This is a genomic window from Phaeobacter sp. JH204B (assembly GCF_048055755.1).
Lineage (GTDB): Bacteria > Pseudomonadota > Alphaproteobacteria > Rhodobacterales > Rhodobacteraceae > Phaeobacter > Phaeobacter bryozoorum.
This window is the reverse complement of record NZ_JAYMXF010000026.1, coordinates 324907-345729: the sequence shown is the minus strand read 5'-3', so window position 1 is coordinate 345729 and position 20823 is coordinate 324907. Positions and strand designations below refer to the sequence as shown.

19 protein-coding genes are annotated in these 20823 nt (G+C 63.4%); 11 read left to right on the top strand and 8 right to left on the bottom strand.

Annotated elements, in window-relative coordinates:
• Positions 1 to 1158: hypothetical protein (locus VXL81_RS15690; RefSeq protein ID WP_416555036.1), on the top strand; the 1158-nt coding region annotated here is incomplete at its 5' end.
• A 132-nt stretch (positions 1159 to 1290) separates the two neighbouring features.
• The gene (locus VXL81_RS15685) at positions 1291 to 1719 is read left to right on the top strand and encodes a VOC family protein (RefSeq protein WP_014875114.1); all 429 of its coding nucleotides are present in this window, start codon (positions 1291 to 1293) and stop codon (positions 1717 to 1719) included.
• Between the two features lie 468 nt (positions 1720 to 2187).
• On the opposite strand, the gene VXL81_RS15680 is transcribed toward VXL81_RS15685, so the two are convergent.
• From VXL81_RS15680 to VXL81_RS15670, 3 genes are all read right to left on the bottom strand, one after another.
• On the bottom strand, positions 2188 to 2685 hold the full coding sequence (locus VXL81_RS15680; RefSeq protein ID WP_416555034.1) for a MarR family winged helix-turn-helix transcriptional regulator: 498 nt from the start codon (positions 2683 to 2685) through the stop codon (positions 2188 to 2190).
• Positions 2686 to 2758: 73 nt separating this feature from the next.
• Complete coding sequence (locus tag VXL81_RS15675; RefSeq protein ID WP_340546005.1) at positions 2759 to 3019, bottom strand: succinate dehydrogenase assembly factor 2; 261 nt, start codon at positions 3017 to 3019, stop codon at positions 2759 to 2761.
• A complete protein-coding gene (locus tag VXL81_RS15670; RefSeq protein ID WP_416535692.1) occupies positions 3016 to 3411 on the bottom strand; it encodes a helix-turn-helix domain-containing protein in 396 nt (131 codons plus the stop codon). Before VXL81_RS15670 ends, VXL81_RS15675 begins: the two co-directional genes overlap by 4 nt.
• A 109-nt stretch (positions 3412 to 3520) precedes the next feature.
• On the opposite strand from VXL81_RS15670, the gene VXL81_RS15665 reads away from it, so the two are divergent.
• The 3 genes from VXL81_RS15665 (at position 3521) to VXL81_RS15655 (ending at position 6358) form a co-directional block, all read left to right on the top strand.
• Positions 3521 to 4723 (top strand): pyridoxal phosphate-dependent aminotransferase, encoded by a 1203-nt coding sequence (locus tag VXL81_RS15665; protein ID WP_416539018.1) that lies wholly within the window; start codon positions 3521 to 3523, stop codon positions 4721 to 4723.
• A gap of 14 nt (positions 4724 to 4737) precedes the next feature.
• The gene (locus VXL81_RS15660) at positions 4738 to 5160 is read left to right on the top strand and encodes a hypothetical protein (protein WP_416546294.1); all 423 of its coding nucleotides are present in this window, start codon (positions 4738 to 4740) and stop codon (positions 5158 to 5160) included.
• Between the two features lie 331 nt (positions 5161 to 5491).
• On the top strand, positions 5492 to 6358 hold the full coding sequence (locus VXL81_RS15655; RefSeq protein WP_416539020.1) for a delta-class carbonic anhydrase: 867 nt from the start codon (positions 5492 to 5494) through the stop codon (positions 6356 to 6358).
• A 107-nt stretch (positions 6359 to 6465) separates the two neighbouring features.
• On the opposite strand, the gene VXL81_RS15650 is transcribed toward VXL81_RS15655, so the two are convergent.
• A complete protein-coding gene (locus tag VXL81_RS15650) occupies positions 6466 to 7863 on the bottom strand; it encodes an MATE family efflux transporter (RefSeq protein WP_340546010.1) in 1398 nt (465 codons plus the stop codon).
• Between the two features lie 169 nt (positions 7864 to 8032).
• Between VXL81_RS15650 and VXL81_RS15645 the strand changes: the two genes are divergently transcribed.
• Positions 8033 to 8767: a DUF2461 domain-containing protein gene (locus VXL81_RS15645; RefSeq protein ID WP_340546012.1), complete on the top strand. Its 735-nt coding sequence runs from the start codon at positions 8033 to 8035 to the stop codon at positions 8765 to 8767.
• Between the two features lie 9 nt (positions 8768 to 8776).
• Here the strand turns inward: VXL81_RS15645 and VXL81_RS15640 are convergent, their stop codons facing one another.
• Together VXL81_RS15640 and VXL81_RS15635 are read right to left on the bottom strand one after the other, a co-directional pair.
• Positions 8777 to 9385 (bottom strand): carboxymuconolactone decarboxylase family protein, encoded by a 609-nt coding sequence (locus tag VXL81_RS15640; protein WP_416539022.1) that lies wholly within the window; start codon positions 9383 to 9385, stop codon positions 8777 to 8779.
• Positions 9386 to 9617: 232 nt separating this feature from the next.
• Entirely contained in the window at positions 9618 to 11033 is a 1416-nt protein-coding gene (locus VXL81_RS15635) for a pyridoxal phosphate-dependent decarboxylase family protein (RefSeq protein WP_416555032.1), read from the bottom strand.
• A gap of 225 nt (positions 11034 to 11258) precedes the next feature.
• On the opposite strand from VXL81_RS15635, the gene parE reads away from it, so the two are divergent.
• From parE to VXL81_RS15610, 5 genes are all read left to right on the top strand, one after another.
• A complete protein-coding gene (parE, locus tag VXL81_RS15630) occupies positions 11259 to 13217 on the top strand; it encodes a DNA topoisomerase IV subunit B (protein ID WP_416555030.1) in 1959 nt (652 codons plus the stop codon).
• Between the two features lie 8 nt (positions 13218 to 13225).
• On the top strand, positions 13226 to 14179 hold the full coding sequence (locus VXL81_RS15625) for a COG2958 family protein (protein WP_416555028.1): 954 nt from the start codon (positions 13226 to 13228) through the stop codon (positions 14177 to 14179).
• 786 nt (positions 14180 to 14965) lie between these two features.
• Positions 14966 to 15718: a hypothetical protein gene (locus VXL81_RS15620; RefSeq protein WP_416555026.1), complete on the top strand. Its 753-nt coding sequence runs from the start codon at positions 14966 to 14968 to the stop codon at positions 15716 to 15718.
• 101 nt (positions 15719 to 15819) lie between these two features.
• The gene (locus VXL81_RS15615; protein WP_416555024.1) at positions 15820 to 17886 is read left to right on the top strand and encodes a molybdopterin-dependent oxidoreductase; all 2067 of its coding nucleotides are present in this window, start codon (positions 15820 to 15822) and stop codon (positions 17884 to 17886) included.
• A 62-nt stretch (positions 17887 to 17948) separates the two neighbouring features.
• Positions 17949 to 18635 carry a hypothetical protein gene (locus VXL81_RS15610; protein ID WP_340546019.1) on the top strand — a complete coding sequence of 229 codons (687 nt, stop codon included), beginning with the start codon at positions 17949 to 17951 and terminating at the stop codon, positions 18633 to 18635.
• A 10-nt stretch (positions 18636 to 18645) separates the two neighbouring features.
• Here VXL81_RS15610 and VXL81_RS15605 read toward each other — a convergent pair whose 3' ends face one another.
• Both VXL81_RS15605 and VXL81_RS15600 read right to left on the bottom strand, forming a co-directional pair.
• Positions 18646 to 19359 carry an ABC transporter ATP-binding protein gene (locus VXL81_RS15605; RefSeq protein ID WP_416555022.1) on the bottom strand — a complete coding sequence of 238 codons (714 nt, stop codon included), beginning with the start codon at positions 19357 to 19359 and terminating at the stop codon, positions 18646 to 18648.
• On the bottom strand, positions 19352 to 20644 hold the full coding sequence (locus tag VXL81_RS15600; protein ID WP_416555020.1) for a lipoprotein-releasing ABC transporter permease subunit: 1293 nt from the start codon (positions 20642 to 20644) through the stop codon (positions 19352 to 19354). The genes VXL81_RS15605 and VXL81_RS15600 overlap by 8 nt, the downstream gene beginning before the upstream one ends.
• Positions 20645 to 20823 lie beyond the last annotated feature (179 nt).

Genomic DNA, 20823 nt, shown 5'->3' with positions numbered 1-20823 from the left:
GCGCGCGCCTATCGCTTTGCCCCTGACAGCGCAGGCAAATTCCGCGCAGCCCAGCTGGCCGCACGGCTGGCGGTGCAGGACGCCCGGCCGACGCTGGCGCAGGTCTGGCTGCGCCGCACCGCCATTCACGCCCCCGATGAGATCAGCGAAACACGCATCGCCGCCGACTATAAGGTCCTGCGGCGGATCAACCCCTGGTCCTTCCAGCTGCGCGGTGAGCTGAAGCCCTCAAACAACGTCAACAACGGCGCCGACAACACGCTGGAAGTGATCGACGGCGTGCCGACACTGGGCCGGTTTGGTCCCCGGTCGGTGGCACTGGAGGGGACCGTTGCCGTGCTCGATGCCGCGATCGGCTACCGCCTGCGGGAAAGCCGCAGCAGCCTCACCACGCTGAGCGCGCGCGGCTATGTCCAGCGGGTGGCACTGTCGTCAGCCGCCAAGGCCAAGGCCGCCGCCCTCGCCCAGCAGTCCGGCACCACGGTGCCGCGCAACAGCGAATTCGGATCGACCTACGGCGAGATCACCCTGACCCATGCCTTTGCCGCTGGCCCGCCCGAACGCAAAGGCTCCGCCGCCCTCGGGCTCAGCTTTGGGACCGCCTGGTATGGCGGCGACAAAAGCTATGATCTGGTCAAACTGACCGCCCGGCGCAGCTGGCAGCTATCGGCGCGCACCGGACTGACACTGGATGGCATGGCAGAACAGCGGCTCGACCCGCGCGGCCCCTCGCAGGATGGCGAGGTGTTCGGCCTGGGCCTCCGTGTCAATCGCGCGCTGAAAAATGGCGATCAGATCGACGTCAGCCTTGCGCTGCGCGACAGCAGATCGGGCCATGTGAACACCTCCAGCCGCAGCGCCACGCTGCGGCTCGGCTATCACTTCGCCAAACCGCTGGGGCCGGCCAAAATCAGCACCGGACTGATCCTTGGCCAATCCGACTACCCGCAGTTCATCGCAGGCTTTCCCGCCCGCTACCTGGCCGATGGCCGCGAAGACCGGTCCTATTATGCCGATGTAAACCTCTTCTTCGAGGACTACGACTATGCGGGTTTTGCCCCGACACTGCGCCTGCGCGCTGGCAAAAAAGATAGCAATCACAGCCGCTTTCAGTCTCGCGAATTGTCTCTCTCCCTCGGCATCCAGTCCAAGTTTTAAGCCCGAAATGCCAATCAGATCCCGCAATCGCTCTGGTCACCGCCAGCGGACGCATTATGGTCAGGGGCCTGAGATATACGACACGGACGCCGCGCCCCTTGGGCCAACCGTCCTGATATGAGGAAGACACCGATGCCGCTGAAATATCTGCACACGATGGTCCGCGTCAAAGACCTGGAAAAATCCATGGCGTTCTATGCGCTTTTGGGCCTGAAAGAGACCAAACGCTATGACAGCGAAAAGGGCCGTTTCTCGCTGATCTTCATGGCTGCCGAAGGCCAGGAAGACACCCCGATTGAGCTGACCTACAACTGGGATGGCGATGACGCGCTGCCCAGCGACAGCCGCCATTTCGGCCATCTGGCCTATGGTGTGGATGATATTTACGCCACCTGCCAGCATCTGATGGACAATGGTGTCACCATCAACCGCCCGCCGCGCGACGGCCACATGGCCTTTGTCCGCTCGCCCGATAATATCTCGATCGAACTGCTGCAAAACGGCGACGCGCTGGACCCGGCAGAACCCTGGGCCAGCATGGAAAACACCGGCAGCTGGTAAGCCGCAACCGCCAGGAGGGCAGCACCATCATCGCGCGCCCTGTCCTCCCGGCGCCTGACGGCGCGGCGCTTGACCTCTGCGGCATATCTGTGCCGCCCTGCGCGCAGGCCGCCAAGCCGCACCGCACGCCGCCCCAGCCGCACCGCACTGTCCCAGCAGTGTCCCAGCCGCACCATCAGGGCATGCCAACCCGCAGGGCACGCAAAATTGCACCAGCCGGTTGCCCCGGTGGTGTGTCAGCCATGCTGCTGTCCGAAAAGATGGTCCAAGCCTGATGGGCCTTCTGGTCCCCGGATCCGCTCCGCTCCCGGCCTTCTGCCCGGTCAGCGTCGGTATGGCTTGGTCAGATCAGCTGCCGCGCAGCAAATCAAAAGGATCAGGCATATCGGTGATAGTCGGCGTTCTGCCGAGAGGGATATGCGTTGCGACCGATGGAACACGCCCCGTTTCAGGCGTGCAAAACCCGGCTCAATAGATGTAGCGGATCTGGTCGGACCAGTAACGCTCCACCCGCTTCAGCGAGGCTGTGATATCCGCGATGCCCTCGCTGCTGATCACAGCTTTGCCTTCCAGGCCTTCTGCGTGGCGCGAAAACAGCGCCGCAACAATATCACGAATCTCGCGACCGCGCTCGGTCAGGCGCACCCGGACCGAACGGCGATCAATCTCGCAACGCTGGTGGTGCATATAGCCCATCTCGACCAGTTTCTTCAGGTTGTAGCTGACATTGCTGCCCTGATAGTAGCCGCGTGATTTCAATTCGCCCGCCGTGACCTCATTGTTGCCGATATTGAACAGCAGCAGTGCCTGAACCGCATTGATCTCCAGCACGCCGACACGCTCAAACTCGTCCTTGATGACGTCCAGCAGCAGACGGTGAAGACGCTCAACCATTGCGAGCGCCTCAAGGTAGCCAGTCATGAACCCTTTGGTGTCCTGCTGGCCGATTGGCATTTCCATACTCATCCGCATCTCCGACTCGATGGTGTCTGAGAGCAACAATGCGGAAAATTCCCGAAAAATCCGTTAAGCTGAAATTTTATTCTTTTTGATGGGTTTGCGCTATGTCGTCGATCAGCGCCGAGAACCGATCCGGCGCCGCCACCTGCCCCGTCACCCACTGGTACAGATCCTGATCATTCTCCTGCAAAAGCAGGTCGTAGAGATCGAGATCCGCCGGGCCCATCGTGGCCAGTGTCCGCTCGGCATAGGCGGAAAGAAGAATATCCATCTCCTTGATTCCGCGCCGCATCGAGCGCATCTGCAACCGCTTCAGCCGGTGGGCAGGCAGTTCGCTCATTGTGCGCTGCCTTCCATCACCAGGCGCAGGCGTTTTTCCAGCCGCGCCGCCCGGTCAGCATTGCTGCGCAGATCCTCGCGCAGCTGGCGCAGCTCGGTCATCACCGCCGCCAGATCCTGCGGCATCTGTTCGCCAGCCGGGGCTTCCATGCCTTCGCCCTCGCCGGTCAGCAGCCAGCGCATCGACACATTCAGCAGCCCCGCCATCATCGACAGCTTGTTGGCGCGCGGTTCCGACAGATCCTGTTCCCAGCCGGTCAGGGTTGATTTCTTGATGCCCAGCCGACGGGCCAGCTGCGCCTGGGTCATGCCTGCTGCATCGCGTGCAGCGGCCACCCGGTCACCAAAGGTTGCCGCGTCGGGGCCATACCAATTCATGTCGTCGTTGCTCATTTGCCCGCTCCTGTTGGCCTATCGGTTTGTCGGTCTCCTGATCCCGCTTGATCGGAAGTTAGCGGCACCCTATGACAGTTCTAGATGACATTCAAACAGAGGTCTTTCCATGCAATTTCTGTCCGATAGCCTCTCCCGCGTCAAACCGTCACCCTCAATCGCCGTCACCACGCTGGCCGCTGAACTGCGTGCGGCCGGCCGTGACGTGATCGGCCTGAGCGCCGGTGAGCCTGACTTTGACACGCCCGACAATATCAAGGACGCCGCGATCCGTGCCATTCAGGCAGGCAAGACCAAATACACCGCCCCCGACGGCATCCCCGAGCTGAAGCAGGCGGTCTGCGATAAATTCGCCCGCGACAACGGGTTGGAGTATACCCCGGCGCAGGTTTCGGTTGGCACCGGCGGCAAGCAGATCCTCTACAATGCGCTGATGGCAACGCTCAATCCCGGCGATGAGGTGGTGATCCCGACCCCCTATTGGGTGTCCTACCCGGATATGGTGCGGCTGGCCGGTGGCACGCCGGTCTGTGTCGACTCCTCGCTGGACACCGGGTTCAAGATCACCCCGGCCCAGCTGGAGGAGGCAATCACGCCGCAGACCAAATGGTTCATCTTCAACTCACCCTCGAACCCGACCGGGGCCGGCTACCACCCGGAGGAGCTGAAGGCGCTGACCGAGGTGCTGCTGCGCCACCCGCATGTCTGGGTGATGACCGATGACATGTATGAGCATCTGGTGTTCGATGATTTCACCTTCTGCACACCGGCGCAGATCGAACCGCGGCTCTATGACCGCACGCTGACCTGCAATGGCGTCTCCAAAGCCTATGCGATGACCGGCTGGCGGATCGGCTATGCCGCCGGTCCCAAGCATCTGATCGACGCGATGCGCAAGATCCAGTCGCAATCCACATCGAACCCCTGCACCATCAGCCAATGGGCCGCGGTTGAGGCGCTGAATGGCACCCAGGATTACATCCTGCCCAATACCGCTGTGTTCCGCCGCCGCCGCGATCTGGTGATTTCGATGCTCAGCCAGATCGAAGGCGTTGCCTGCCCGGTGCCGGATGGGGCCTTCTATGTCTACCCCTCCATCCATGCGCTGATCGGGCGGACCTCTGCCGGGGGCGTCAAGATCACCGACGACGAGGCCTTTGCCAAGGCGCTGCTGGCGGAGGCAAATGTGGCCGTGGTCCATGGCGCCGCCTATGGGTTGTCGCCGAACTTCCGCATCAGCTACGCCGCGGCCGATGACGTCCTGACCGAGGCCTGCCGCCGCATTCAGGCCTTCTGCGCCGCGCTGCGCTGAACGGAGCGTTTCGCATGGCTGCCTCCCTGCCGGACTATTACTTTCGCCTGCGCGACAACGGAGCCTTTGTGTTCCGCGTCGATAGTGAGAACCGGCAGCGGCGGCTGGATATGGATCAGATCGCCGTGGTGAAGCTGCGCAGCGGCGAGATCCGCGCCCATGGCGACCGTGACCTCAGTGCCGAGGATCTGAACGCGATCCGCAGCTGGATGGATCAGCGCCGCGAGACGCTGGCCACGCGCGAGATGGATGACATTCACCGCACCATCGAGCATCTGAACAGCACCGCCCATTGGGCACAAAGCAAGGCCAGCGCCGCGCAGCTGGAGGAGATCACCGACCAGCTGCTGCTCGCCATGCACGACCTGCGCTCGGTGCTGGTGCGCAAGAAGGCCGATCATCTGGCCCGTGGCGCCAAGGACAGCGACCCCTCCTGATCAGCGTGGGCATGACCGGCCATCGGTGGCGCCGGATCTGAACATCACCCGATGCGTACGCGCGGATCTTTGGCGGCTTGCACATCATGCGTGTCGCGCCGCCGCTCCTTACGTCCTCTGTCGCTGGACGCCACCGCCAGCCCTTCGGTGAGGGGTGGGTTGCAATGGCAACCATAAGGCGATTAATATTTTTATCACACAATCATTATAGGAACCATTGGCGGCAGTTTCGGACTGTAGCGCGATCACCCCGGCCCCCTGTTCTGGTCCTGCGCAGATCCGCCACTGCCGCCACTGTTACCAGTATCATTCAGTCACAACAGGATTCCCGATGACGTCATATATTTCGATCATGCCCGCTTTTGCCGCCCTGACCCTCGCCAGCGGTGTCGCACTGGCCGCAGACAGTGCGCAGACCGTCAAGGACAGCGAAATCGACCGGCAACGTGCGGCACTGGCCATGAGCACCTTCGGGGCCGGATTTGGTCCGCAATCGCCGCGCGACATCGACATGGTCGAGGGGCAGAACCTGCGCGTCTTCAGCGCGGCACCGCCCGCCACCGAGATGAACCTCTGCAATATCCATTTCCATGAAAACGCAGAACATCGCGGCGGTGAATTCACCAGCTACGCGGGCAATGGCGATGGCAAGGGCTATGGCACCGGCTATCAATACGACGGCACGCTGAGCGAGGCGGAACTGGCGCCGCTGGACAGCCCCATCGGCGCCGAGGGCGGCCACGGCGATCTGCAACCGGGCGACACCATCGAGGTGCATTACGTCCACACCACCGCGCAGGTGACCCCGGGGCCAACGCTGGGCGCCTGCCTCAGCGATGCGATCAAGAACCCGCAGCTGCGGGTTGAGGCGCAGGTTTATGTGCTGGTCAATGACGAAAACGCCGCCGATTTCACCGAACTGACCCGTCTCACGGTCCGAAACAACCTCTATCAGGCGCAGAACATCCCGGCCAATTCCGGCACCCCGATCAGCTATGCCGGCTCCACCACCGGTCCGGGGTACAATACCACAGGCTCCCCGTTTCAGGTCACCTGGAGCGTCCGACCCAAGGTGATCCGCGTCAATATCCACAGCGTCGGCACCTGGCTCGAGCATAATTATTTCAACGAGACCCACGCCCATGGCGTCCGCAATCTCGTGACCAACCCCGATCTGCTGGCACCGATCAGCAACTAGCCCGCGCCGCCACGGCTACCGGTGGTCGCGGTGATGACCCGGCAACAGGACCAAAGGGGGCGATACCGCCCCCTTTCCGGTGCGCGGCTGACAGGTGCCTCGCGCCGTTATCCGGTGGTCAGCGTTGCGGAGGGGGCGCCCACCCGCTTGATCGAGCGGCGCCAGAACCGGATCATCAGGAACAGCCCCGCCGCCGACAGGCCGATCACCAGCCCCAGCCAGACGCCAAGCCCGCCCATGCCGAAGGTAAAGCCGAGCAGATAAGAGGCCGGTATCCCCACCGCCCAATAGCTGAGCCCCGCAATCACCATCGGCACGCCGGTGTCCTGCACACCGCGCAACAGGCCTAGCGCGATGACCTGCATACCATCCATCAGCTGAAACAGCGCCGCCGCCGCCAGCAGCACGCCGCCGATCAGCAGGATCTCGGCCTTCTGCGGGTCGGCGCTGTCCAGAAACAGCGACATCAGCGGGCCGGGCACGGTCAGGAACAGGACAATCGCCACCGACGATACCAGCAGCGACATCAGCGTCACCACCTTGCCGCCGCGTGCCAGATGCGCGCGGTCGCCGCGGCCATAGGCATTGCCCGCCCGGATGGTCGCCGCATTCGACAGCCCTAGATGCACCATGAACGTCAGCCCGCCCAGCGAAATCGCGATACCATGGGCCGCCAGCGGCACCGTGCCCAGCCAGCCCATCATCATCGCCGAGGCCGCAAACAGGCTGGCCTCGGCCAGCGTGGTCAGCCCGATCGGCAGCCCCATGCGCAGCACCCGGCCCAGCATCTCCCAGTCCGGACGCTGGAAATTCTTCAGCAGCTCATGCTCCGGCAAGGCCTTCAGCGCGTAGACCAGCACCAGCACAAAGGACAGGCCATTGGTCACCAGCGAGGCCAGCGCCGCCCCGGCAATCCCCAGTTCAGGTGCGCCCCAGTTGCCAAAGATCAGCGCATAGTTCACCAGCCCGTTCACCACCGCCCCAAAGACCGACAGCCACAGCACGATCTGGGTCCGTTCCAGCGCCGCCAGATAGGATTTCGCAACCATATAGAGCAGCGCCGGAAACAGCGCCCAGCCTGCAATCCTTAGGTATTCCGCCGCGTCATGCGCCACCTTCTCCTCCTGGCCCAGCAACAGCAGGATCGCCTCTGACCACCACAACAGCGGCATCGCCAGCACCCCGTAGACCAGCGACAGCCAAAGCCCCATGCGGGTAGAACGCCGGATCTGACGCTCTTCGCCGGCACCGGCTGCGGCGGCCACCATCGGCATCACAGCAAAGGCAAAGCCGGATCCGAACAGGAAGATCGAGAAGAAATAGGACGAGCCCAGCGTCACCGCCGCCAGCTCATCGACCCCATACCAGCCCAGCATCACCGTATCGGTCAGCCCGATGGCAAACTGCGCCACATGCCCGCCAATCAACGGCAGGCCAAGCACGGCAATGGCGCGACTATGGGCGAGGAGTGTGTTCGGGGCAGGCGCGGGCAATCTCTGTGTCATATGCAAGCCTTAGGCACGGGTCGACATGACGGCAAGCCTCATTTCCGCTCCGGTTGCAATCTGCCCGCCGACGTCTGCCGTGCCGGTTATGCGCCCCGTCTTATGCGTACGATCTGCGGCAAATGTGATATGCTGGCGGTGCCGATCATCGCCAGCAAGGAGCGCCTGCATGTCCGATCTCACACGCCAGCTGATCCCTGATGCGCAGGCCTTCCTGACGGAGCTGTCGCAGAACAACAGCCGCGACTGGTTCCAGACGCATAAGGCCCGCTATGACGACCAGTTGCGCCGCCCGGCAGAGGCGCTGCTGGCCGAGGTTGCCGATTACCTGCGCCCGCATCACCCCGGCATTCAGGGCAAGCTGTTCCGGCCCCAGCGCGATCTGCGGTTTTCCAGGGACAAGACCCCCTATCACACCCATCTGCATATGCTGTGGAAGCTGCCGCTGCTGCCGGGGGCCGGGCTGTTCTTTGGCATCGACCCGGCCCGGCTGCGCGTCGGCGGCGGTGTCATGAGCCTTGACGGTGCTGCGCTCAGCCGCTGGCGCATTGCGGTTGCGGGCCGGCCGCTGGTCCGGGTCTATCCGACGGCAGGCCTCGACCAGATCGACGGGCGCCGACAGCCCCCCGACAGCGGCTTTGCCGATGAGCTGGCGGCGCTGCTGGATATCCTCACCCTCAAGGGGTTTCGACCCAATGCGGCTGAGCTGAAACGGGTGCCGGGGCCACAGGATCAAACCCATCCCCACGCCGATCTCCTGCGCCGCAAGTCGCTGACCCTGTGGTCTGATCTCGACCTCACGTCGCCGGTGGATCCAAAGGCCGCGATCTGTAGCGCAGCCCTCGTGCTGGCACCCGTCTTCACCCTGTTGCGCCCGATCCTGACCAAGCCGGTCGCTGCCTGATCGCCGGGATCAGCTGTGGCCCCAGTCCTCCGGATTGTCGCTGTTGTTGGGGCTCAGCCCCAGCACATCCCCCCGGATCGAACAGCCCAGCCCCAGCACGGTGCGGTTGGCATAGGAGAAATAGGCGCAGACCTGATTGATCTCCAGAATCTGCCCGTCATCCAGACCGGCGGCCCGCAGCGCATGGATATCCGCCTCGATCAGCGCGGCCGGGGCTTCGGTAAGCTTGCGCGCATAGACCAGCCCGGCCCGCTGCGCCGGATCCAACGGCGCCAGCTGCGGGTTGCGCGCCTCGATCGCGGCGCGGATCTCCTGCCCCCGCGCTTCATCCGCCAGCAGCCGCTGGAGGCCGGCAAAATGGTGCTCCACGCAATAGGCGCAGTCGTTCAGGGACGAGACCCAGACTCCCAGCACCTCCAGATACCATTTCGGCAGGCTGTTGCCGCTGTGGTGCAGCACATTCTTGTAAAGCGCCATATGCCCTTCCATCGAATGCGGCCGCAGACTGTGCACCATCATGATGTTGTCGACATTGTTGCCCGGCCCGGTCACCCGCTCGTAGAGCTTTTTCAGCTTGCCGGTTGCCTCTTCAAACGGAACGGTCCTGATCCAGGCCATGTTACTCTCCCTGATTGTCTGACCCGAGAGTAGCGGAATCTGACGTGGCGGAAAGACGGAACCGAACGTCACAGATGTTACGCAAGGCGGCACCGCCGCCCCGCGCCTGCCTGCCCCCCCGGCAGGCGCGTTCACCGGCGCAACAAGACGCAACGGCAATCATCTATCGCGCCGGGCGCCAAGCCGCGCCGTCACGCCTGCGCCCGCCCAGGCAGGCGCGGGGCTCATCGCTTTACGCCGCCGCCTCCCGCGCCACCGCGGCAATCGCCGCCCGCACATCCGCCTCGCGGCTGCGGTGGTTGGTGATCGCGGCGCGCAGCATCACGCGGCCGCCTGCGCGGGTGGTCGAAAACACCGCCTCGCCGCTTTCCTGCAGGGTCTGGGCAATATGCGCGTTGATCACAGACTGCGCCTCCGGCGTCAGATCGCTGCGCGCGGTGAAGACGCAGATATTCGATACCACCGGCGCGCCCAGTGCCATCAGCGGCTGCGCCTCAACCTCAGCCGCCATCAGCGCCGCCAGCTCGCAATTGCCGGTGATCGCCTCGCAGAACGCCGCCTCGCCATAGGTCTCAAGCGCCGTCCAGACCTTCAGCGCCCGGTTGCCACGGCTGAGGTCAATGCCATAGTCGCAGAACCACGGCTCACCGCCCGCCAGCCCGCGCTCGGCCCCTTCCAGATAGGCAGGCCGCGCCGCAAAGGCCGCGCGGTGCTCGTCCTCATTCCTCAGCAGCGCCATGCCGCAGTCATAGCCCACATACATCCATTTGTGGAAATCCAGCGCAATGCTATCGGCCCGGCCGATCCCGTCGCTCAGCGACCGGTAAGGCTCCGCCGCAATCCGCGTCCAGGCGCCAAAGGCCCCGTCCACATGCAGCCAAAGCCCCAGATCCGCTGCCGCATCGGCCAAGGCATTCAGATCGTCAAACTGCCCCAGATCCACGGTGCCCGCATTGCCCACCAGCAGAAAGGGCAGCGCGCCCTTGGCCCGATCCTCGGCCACCATCCGGGCCAAGGCCGCGCAGTCCAGCCGGCCATCGACCAGCGGCACCTTGCGCAGATTGTCCGAACCGATACCCAACAGCTCCACCGCCTTCAGCGAGGCATTATGCACGCCCTCGCCCGCATAGGCGGTCAGCCGCACCGCGCCCTGGCCGGTCTTGCGGACATCCTTCAGCACCCGCAGCCGCGCCGCCTGAAAGGCAATCACCGTCGCCTGCGAGGTGCCGGTCACCAGAATGCCGCTGGCCCCCTCCGGCATCCCCATTTTGCGGCGCGTCCAGTCGACAACCGCGCGCTCCATGTAGTTCGCGCCATGGTCGCGCCCGCCCATATTGGCATTGACCGCCGCCGCCGCAACCGAGGCGATCAGATCCGTCGCCAGACCCGATCCCTGCACCCAGCCCCAGAACCGCGGATGGGTGTTGCCACCGTGATAGGGCAGCACGTCCCGGATGATCCGGTCGACCGTCTCTTGCGGCCCCAGCGCCTCCGCCGTCACCGCATAGCGCGCGTCAATATCCTCCGGCACCGGCTGCCAGGGGCGCTCCGCTGCCTCTTGCATCTGGTCCAGCGCCGCCTCCAGCATCCGCTGCGCCTCAGCGCGGAACACCGCCCAATCCTGCGTCTTGATCCCAGTCTCAGCCACCCGCGCGCCCTCCTCCTGCCTGCCGTTGCCCACAGGTGTAGCCCGCAAGCCCAGGCACCGCACGAAGAATATCGCCGCACCCAGTTGCCCGGCCTTACTGCCGATGAACTGATCGCCGCGCACCCTGCCCTGCCTTATCCACAGCCCCTTGCGTGCCTCTTCCACCCGGCCCCAACACCTGCCATAATGGCGGCAAATCAAAACCAACCAAGAGCAGCCCCGCATATGGCCGACGACCTCCTCAGCACGCCCGCTTCTGAGACCTATGACGCTTCCTCGATCGAGGTTCTGGAAGGCCTCGAACCGGTCCGCCAGCGCCCCGGCATGTATATTGGCGGCACCGATGAGCGCGCGCTGCACCATATGGTCGCCGAGATCCTCGACAACTCCATGGACGAGGCCGTCGCCGGCCACGCCAACCGGATCGAGGTGACGCTGCACGCGGATTTTTCCGTCACCATCTCCGACAATGGCCGTGGCATCCCGATTGATCCGCACCCGAAGTTCCCGGACAAATCGGCACTTGAGGTGATCCTCTGCACCCTGCACGCAGGCGGCAAATTCTCCGGCAAGGCCTATCAGACCTCGGGCGGCCTGCACGGCGTCGGCTCCTCCGTGGTGAACGCGCTGTCGGATTCCATGGTGGTGCAAGTGGCCAAGAACAAGGAACTGTTCGAACAGCGTTTCTCGCGCGGCCTCCCCCAGGGTCCGGTGGAAAAAATCGGCGCCGCCCCCAACAAGCGCGGCACCTTCGTCACATTCCACGCGGATGAACAGATCTTCGGCTCCCACCGGTTCAAGCCCAAGCGCCTGTTTACCCTCGTGCGCTCCAAGGCCTATCTGTTCTCCGGCGTCGAAATCCGCTGGAAATCGGAAATCGACGACAATGAGACCCCGACCGAGGCCACCTTCCACTTCCCCGGCGGCCTCAAGGACTACCTGACAGAGGTGCTCGGCAGATCCTCCGTCTACGCCGACCAGCCCTTTGCCGGTAAGGTCGAGTTCCGCGAGAAATTCAACGCGCCGGGATACGTGGAATGGGCGATCAACTGGACGCCGTCCCGCGACGGCTTCACCCAGTCCTACTGTAACACCGTCCCCACACCCGAGGGCGGCACCCATGTGGCGGGCTTCTGGGCCGCAATCCTAAAAGGGATCAAGGCCTACGGCGAGCTGGTCAGCAACAAGAAGGCCGGCAACATCACCCGCGACGACCTGATGGCGGGCGGCTGCGCGCTGGTCTCCTGCTTCATCGCCGATCCCGCCTTTGTCGGCCAGACCAAGGACCGCCTCTCGACCGAGGCTGCCGCCAAGATGGTGGAAAACTCGGTCCGCGATCATTTCGACAACTGGCTGGCCGCCGACACCAAATCGGCCGGCGCCATCCTCGACTTTCTCGTGCTGCGCGCCGAGGAACGCCTGCGCCGCAAGCAGGAGAAAGAGACCCAGCGCAAATCCGCCACCAAGAAACTGCGCCTGCCCGGCAAGCTGACCGACTGCACCTCCAAGGACCGCGCCGGCACCGAGCTGTTCATCGTCGAGGGCGACTCCGCGGGCGGCTCCGGCAAGGGCGCGCGCAACCGGGTCAATCAGGCGCTCTTGCCCCTGAAGGGCAAGATCCTGAACGTGCTGGGCGCGGCCTCCAACAAACTCGGATCCAATCAGGAGATCAACGACCTCTGCGAGGCGCTTGGCGTCGGCCTTGGCACCAAATTCAACCTCGACGATCTGCGCTATGACAAGATCATCATCATGACCGATGCGGACGTCGACGGCGCCCATATCGCCTCGCTGCTGATGACCTTCTTCTTCACCCAGATGCGCCCGCTCATTGACGGCGGCCACCTCTACCTCGCCTGCCCGCCGCTGTTCCGCCTGACCCAGGGTGCGCGCCGCGTCTACTGCCTCGATGAGGCCGAGCGCGACAAATGGCTGGAAAAGGGCCTCGGCGGCAAGGGCAAGATCGACGTCTCCCGCTTCAAGGGTCTTGGCGAAATGGACGCCAAGGATTTGAAAGAGACCACGATGGACCCCAAGACCCGCAAGCTGATCCGCGTCACCATCGACGAGGACGAGCCCGGCGAAACCGGCGACCTGGTCGAGCGCCTGATGGGCAAGAAACCCGAGCTTCGTTTCCAGTATATTCAGGAAAACGCGAAGTTCGTGGAGGAGCTGGATGTTTGAGGGGGAAAATGACTGATTTTAGCATTACCAAGTTTGTTCCAAAATTTTTGAAAGATAATCCAGAGGAAAGATTCACTGCACGTGAAATTGCACAGTGGATCACTCGAACCTATCCGGAAGCAACCGAGAGAAAACGTTTATCTAGCAACGCCAAGAAGGTGCCGCTGGATACGCCAGAAGCGATGGTCCAGCAAATTGTCGCTGAAATTGGTTCTCAAAGGAATAGACTCGAGAAAAGGCACGGCATCAGAACGACTGAAGGCAGGCCTCGGAAATATTTTTTTTCGTCGAACTCTGAGGAAGAAGAGGTCTCGACAGACAGGTTACCGCATTCAGGCTCAGCTACGACGGTCACTCCTATTTCGTTCAGGGAGCAGGACCTTTATCCACTATTTCGGATATTCCTCAAAGAGGAACTGAACGTTTCGACTAGACGCATCGATGAACGTAAGTCCTCAAACGATAGAGGGCATGCAGGAAATAAGTGGCTTTATCCCGATGTCGTTGGCATGGAGGATTTGAGCCAAGCATGGGACAGGGAGGTCATCGATTGCGCGAAAGAATACTCTGACAAAAAGACGAAGCTCTGGTCGTTCGAACTAAAACTTAAGGTAAACGGAAGTAACCTCCGAGAATCCTTTTTCCAAGCCGTCAGCAATTCATCTTGGGCCAATTTCGGATATTTGGTTGCCGTAGAGTTTCATGGGACCGATACTCTAAAGGAGCTTCGTCTCCTATCAGGGCTGCACGGCATTGGTGTGATAAAGTTTGATCCTGATGACTTTTCATCCAGCGAAATCTTGATACCTGCCCGAGAACGACCTGATATCGACTGGGGCACTGTTAATCGTGTCGTACAGCAAAACAAAGACTTCAAAGAGTACATCCGGCTCGTCAGACAATTCTATCAAACGGGAGACAGTCTTTATAATGTCTGGCACCGCGACCTCGAGATCAACTAAACGGACGCCAGGCGTGAAATTCGGCTTATGCAATCCACTTGGTTAACTCTTTTGAGAAAAACTGAACCGATGCCCCTCGCCACCCTCCCTCCCCACAAGGCCCGCGCCTGACCTTGGGGAGGCGTGAAGCGCCTTCGTCATGCTGAAAGCATGCCTCTGGCATAACGGGAAGGTCAGGCGCGGGCCGTGCGGCTGGCGCCCCACGTCCCAAAGGGGAACTCCGCCAACCCCTTCACCTTCCCCAAATACTCCCGCCCCCTGCCCGGCAGGCGGTTTTGCCGCCGAGAGGGGGAAGGCATCCCGCCTATAGGTCTGCGCCTGCCGGGGGCTGGCACGCGGCCCGGTCAAGGTGCCTCATACCCCCGTTGCGCCAGCCCCCGGACCACCGCACGCCCCCTGCACCTTCGCTTAAACCCGCTCTGTCAGGCTGATCCCGTCGCGACATCCGGGGCGGTCTGACACCCCGCCCCACCACCTGGAGATCGGACGCCACGGCCACCAACCGGGGTGGTTCGCAGATATCTCGCGAAGATGGGCAATCCCCATCCCACCCTCCGCCTCTGGCCCCAGTGGAGACATTGGGCCCTTGGCGGCGCCGCCTGCTCTTTGCTGCCCGCAGCAACTACCCGCTCCCCACCACGCGGGTGACATCACAATCAGGACATCCCCCACCGCGCCTCTGGGCATCACCGGCCGCGCGGTGATAGCGCTTGCCTGCAAGGCGCTGGTCTTTCTACACTTCCCCTGAGCCAGCCCACCCCGGACCCACCCGCAGGAGCCGCCGCCATGATGACCATCGCCGACAATCAGCTGCTGCTGATCCTCCTGTGTTTCGGCGCAGGCAGCCTTGGCACCGTGCTGCTGTTTCGCCATCCAGCAGGACACCGCGTCTGGCGGCTGGCGGATCTGGGCTGGGTGGTGCTCGGCGGTATCGGCGCGCTGGTTGCTGTGCTGGCGGGCATCTACAAGGCCGACACCGGGCGGCTGGAACGGCAGATCGACATCGCCTATGCCGCCACCGCCTCTTTTGACCGCGACGCCGCGCGCTTTCGCCTGCGCTTCTGCGATCCGGCCTATGACAGCGATATCGCCACGCTCTGCGACAAGATCGAGTTTCTCTCCGCCTCCACCGCGGGCAATGCCGAGCTGCCGCTGTTCATCGCCGTCACCGATCAGGTCACCCCGCTGCAGGGGCTGCGGCTGATCTTTGGCCGCGCCGAGCACACGCCTGAGATGATGGAAATGGCCGCCAAGGCGGATGCCTTCGATCCCGCCGCCTTTACCGTTTTTACCGCGCTGGATGCCCCGACCAAAGCCGCCGTCGACACCCTGCGCCGCAAGGTGCCGACCATTGCGGGCGATTTTCTGATCCTGGCCCGCGCCTATGACGCGCTGATCGGGCAGATCACCCAGCTCAAGAGCGAATGGGAATATCTTCAGGACAACGCTCATATTCTGGTGTTGCAGATCCTCGCGCTCTGCATGGTGGCCTTTGCCGCGCCGTTCCGGCTGGGCAAATCGGTGGTGGATCTACGCTAGGTCCTGGCCTTATCAAAACTCACCGAACTGGCCATTTCGACAAGGTCACATTCCGGGCTAGGCTGACCGCGACAGACCCTTTCAGATTTGCGAGCCCAGCCATGCGCGACAACGCCCCTGCCGATAGCCCGACCACCCAGTTGCCCAGCGTCTGCCCGCTGGATTGCCCCGACACCTGCAGCCTCAGCGTCAGTGTCACGGATGGCGAGATCACGGCGGTGCGCGGATCACACGCCAATCCGCTGACCGACGCGGTGATCTGCAACAAGGTGGCGCGCAGTTTTGCAGGCTTTGTCCATGGTCCCAACCGGCTGACCCAGCCGCTGCGGCGCAGCGGCCCGCGCGGCAGCGGCAGCTATGAGCCGATCAGCTGGGAGCAGGCGCTGGACCTGATCCACGCCGGGTTCATGCGCGCAATCACCGCCCACGGCGCGCAATCGGTGCTGCCCTTCAACTACGCAGGCCCCCACGGCGAGCTGGCCGGCGGGTCGATGGACCGGCGGTTTTTCTACCACATGGGCGCAACCCGGCTGAACCGGGGGCCGCTCTGCGGCGGGGTGCGCGGTGGCGCCTATGAGAGCCTGTTCGGCCCCGCTCCCGGCATGCCGCCGCAGCAGCTGCTGCATTCGGATCTGGTGCTGGTCTGGGGCAATAACATTACGGTTTCCAACCTGCATATGGCGCCGCTGCTGAAACAGGCCCGCACCAAGGGCACACGGCTGGTCGTCATCGACCCCAAGCGCACCAAGATTGCCGAACACTGCGACCTGCATCTGCAACCGGTGCCGGGCACCGATGTGGTGCTGGCGATGGCACTGGCGGCTGAGCTGGAGCGGCGCGGCGCGCTGGATCATGACTTCATCGCCCAGTGGACCACGGGGTCAGAACCATACCTGAAGGCCGCGCGCAGCTATACCCCCGATCAGGTGGCCAAGGTCTGCGGCATCCCGCTGGCGCAGTTCCACCAGCTGGCGGATTGGATCGCACAGGCCCGCTGCATGTCCACCTCGCTCGGCAACGGGATCGAGCGCGGACGCTCCGGCGGCTCCGGCCTGCGGGCGGCCATGGCGCTCCAGGCGCTGACCGGCCATCACGGGCGGCTGGGCGCCGGGGTGCTGGCCAAACCCGGCCTTGCGGCTCCAAAGACTCCAGACCGCTTGCAGGCCAGCCACCTGATCGACCCAGACACCCGTATCTTCAACATCGTCGATGTGGCGCGCAAACTGTTGGACCAGAACATGCGCATCCCGGTGAAGGCGGTGATGATCTACAATCACAACCCGGTCGCCACCCACCCCGATCAGGCCCGCCTGATCGAAGCGCTCAGCCAGGAGGATATCTTTATCGCGGGCTGCGATGTGGCGATGACCGATTCCATGCGGATGTGCGATGTGATCCTGCCCGCCGCCAGCCATTTTGAATATGACGATGTCTATGGTGCTTATGGCCAGAACTTCATCCAGCGTGCCGCCCCGGTCATTCCGCTGGTGGGCGACAGCCTGCCCAATACCGAGATTTTCCGCCGTCTGGCCGCGCGGTTCGGCTATGACGACCCGCTGTTTCAGGCCAGCGATGCTGAGCTGATGGATCAGGCGCTGGACGGCAATCATCCACAGCTTCAGGGCCACCGCCCCAGTGAAATCCCCCTCGACCGGGCGCTGGAAATCACCGCCGCCGAGGGCGCCGCACCGATCCTCTGTGATACAATTGCGCCGGCCACCGCCTCGGGCAAGATCGAGCTGTTCAGCGAGGACTACGAGACCCGCTACGGCTTTGGCGTGCCGCGCTATGATCCGGTGCCGCGCAGCGCCCCCTTTGTGCTGATCACGCCGTCCTCTGCGAAACGCACCAATGCCACCTTTGGCGATCAGCCACCCTCAGATGGGGCCGAACTGGTCGAAATGCACCCAAAGGATGCCGCCAGCCGTGAGCTGACCGATGGCGATCTGCTGGAGGTCTTCAACGATCGGGCCACCGTCACCCTGCGGCTGAAAATCAGCGATGCCACCCGTCCCGGCGTGCTCTACAGCCCCAAGGGCACCTGGCGCGCCAGCAGCGCCACGGGTCTGACCGTGAACGCGCTGATCCCCGCCGATATCCGCACCGATACCGAAGATGGCGCCTGCTATAACGAGACCTTCGTGGACCTGCGCCGCGCTGCCAGCTGACCACGCGACAAAGCTCGCAAAACCAGTTCCCACCCAGGCGCAACTTGTCCTAGGGTGGGTCCATGATCGCGCGGTTCTGTCTTGTCCTAGGGTGTCTTGCCCTGCTGTCCTGCGGGCGTCCGCTGTCCGAAGGCGAACAGCAGTTCCTCAGCCGTATTCACGGGCCCGAACTGGATATGAGCCGCCTGCGCATCGTCAAGGGCGCGCCGCTCTCGCAGGTCACATTTCGCCGCAAGCCACGCCCCCGCGTGACCTGCCGCGAACGCATCCTGCCGCCCGTAAAAGATGAGATCGTCACCTCTTCCCCCGCCGCACTGGCGCTGTTCAACCGCATCTTCTTCGTGCGCGACTGGTATATCGACGACTACATGCCCGCCTACCCCGAGCGGCTCTATCTGGTGGAGGCGATGCTGCTGGCCCATGAGGCGACCCATGTCTGGCAATGGCAGCAACGCGCCAAGACCGGCTATCACCCGCTGCGCGCCGCCGCCGAACACCGGGCGACGGATGATCCCTATCTGTTTGATCTGAAAGGCGACGACCGCTTCATCGACTTTGCCTATGAACAGCAGGGCGCGATTGTCGAAGAATACGTCTGCTGCCGCGCGCTGGACCCAACCGGCGCGCGCACCAAGCGGCTGCATGGAATGCTGAAGGCGGCGATGCCCGTCTCAGACCTGCCGCAAAGCCGCGAAAGCGATGTCTACCTGCCGTGGAAAGGCGCCGAGCTGGGCGGTATCTGCGCCTGACCGATGCGGCTCAGAGCCCCGGATGGAGCTGCCCGCCGTCCAACCGCACCACCCGGTCCATACGCTGCGCCAGCTCCAGATTATGGGTGGCAATCAGCGCCGCCATGCCGGTCTCGGCCACCAGCTCCATCAGCACCGCAAAGACCTGATCGGCGGTAGCGGGATCGAGGTTGCCTGTCGGCTCATCCGCCAGAAGCAGACGCGGCCCGTTGGCCAGCGCCCGGCAAAACGCCACCCGCTGCTGCTCGCCGCCCGACATCGCCGCAGGGCGATGCCCGGCGCGGTCGCTCAGCCCGACCCGCGCCAGCAGATCCTGCGCCCGCGCCTCTGCCTTGGCCTGGCTGATGCCATTGGCCAGCTGCGGCAACACGATGTTTTCCAGCGCGGTGAACTCCGCCAGCAGATGATGGAACTGGTAGACAAACCCCACATCCTGCCGCCGCACCGCCGTACGCCGCCGCTCGGATTTGCCGGTCAGATCCTGCCCGCCAATCCGCACCGTGCCACGATCGGGCGTGTCCAGCAGGCCGGCCGTATGCAGCAGGGTGGATTTGCCGGCACCAGAGGGCGCCACCAGCGCCACGATCTCTCCGGGCTTCACCGTCAGATCAATGCCAGTCAGCACATCCACCTGCGTTGGCAGGCCGTGGTTGTAGGATTTGCCGACCTGGCTCAGCTGCAATACGGCAGATTGTGCGCCTGTCTGCGTTTCGGGATTATTCATAGCGCAGCGCCTCCACCGGATTCATCCGCGCCGCGCGCCGGGCCGGGAAAATGGTGATGACAAAGGACAAGGTCAGCGACAGCGCCACCGCCGACAGCACATCCGCCAGCCGCAGCTCGGCGGGCAGCGCATAGATGCCCCGGATCGCCGGATCCCAGACCCCGCCCCCCATCACATAGTTCACAAAGGAGAAAATCGGATCAATGTAGATCGCGAATAGACAGCCCAGAATGACCCCAAGCACAGTGCCGATCACGCCAGTACAGGCCCCGCAGAGGAAAAACACCCGCATCACCGATCCTTCGCTGAGGCCAATGGTGCGCAGGATGCCGATATCGCGGCCCTTGTTCTTGACCAGCATGATCAGCCCGGAGACGATATTCATCGTGGCAATCAGCACCAGGATCGACAGGATGATGAACATCACATTGTCCTCGACCTCCAGCGCACGCAGGAAGCCACCCGAGGCATCGCGCCAGGTCCAGACGCCGATGCCCGGGGCAACCTCATCCCCGGCCTGCAACAGCGGCAGCACCAGACGGTCGACGGTTTCGGGATCCTCCACCATCACCTCGATTTCATCGGCAAAGCCTTCGCGGTTGAAATAGCTCTGCGCCTCGGCAAAAGGCATGTAAAGCCGGGTGCGGTCGATGTCATAGCGCCCGGCGGTGAAGATATAGACCACCTCATAGGCATTGACGCGCGGGCTGGTGCCAAAGGCGGTCTTGACCCCATCGGGGGAAATCAGCTTGATCCGGTCGCCGACGCTCACGCCCAGTTCACGGGCCACGCCAGATCCCAGCGCCACGCCTTCGTCAAACCGCGACAGGTCACCAATCGCCGCCTCGCTCTGGGCAATCCCCGGCAGGCTGGCGATGTTGGCCGCCGAGATGCCAAAGACCTCAACCCCGGCGCTGCGCTGGCGCAGGCTTGCCATCACCTGTCCCTTGATCAGCGGCGCGCTGCGGATCACGCCGGGCACCGCTGCGGCGGCCTCGGCCAGGGCGTCATACTCTGTCAGCTTGCGGTCCAGCTGGCCCTGTTCGGTCACCGTGCCATGTGAATAGAGCGTCACATGCGCATTGGCCCCCAGAATGGTGCCGACAAATTCCGAGCGGAACCCGGTGCGCACCGCCAATGTGGCAATCAGCGCAAAGACGGCAAGCGCAATGCCGATGAGGCTGATCCAGGTCATCACACTGACGCCACCTTCGGCCCGGCGCGCCCGCAGATAACGCCAGGCGATCAGCCATTCAAAACGGGAAAACGGGAGTGGTGTGGCCATAATGATCCTGCCGGGCAAAGTTCAGCGCAACCTGTGCTGCCCACGGCCCAAGGTCAAGATCTGGTTTCCGCCCCGGCAGCATTCCCCGGCGGTGACACCAATCCACCGCCATCGGCCGGGCGCTGGGTTTTTTGGCAAAATTCCAGGCCCCGACGCAAACGGTCCGCACCAATGGGGCG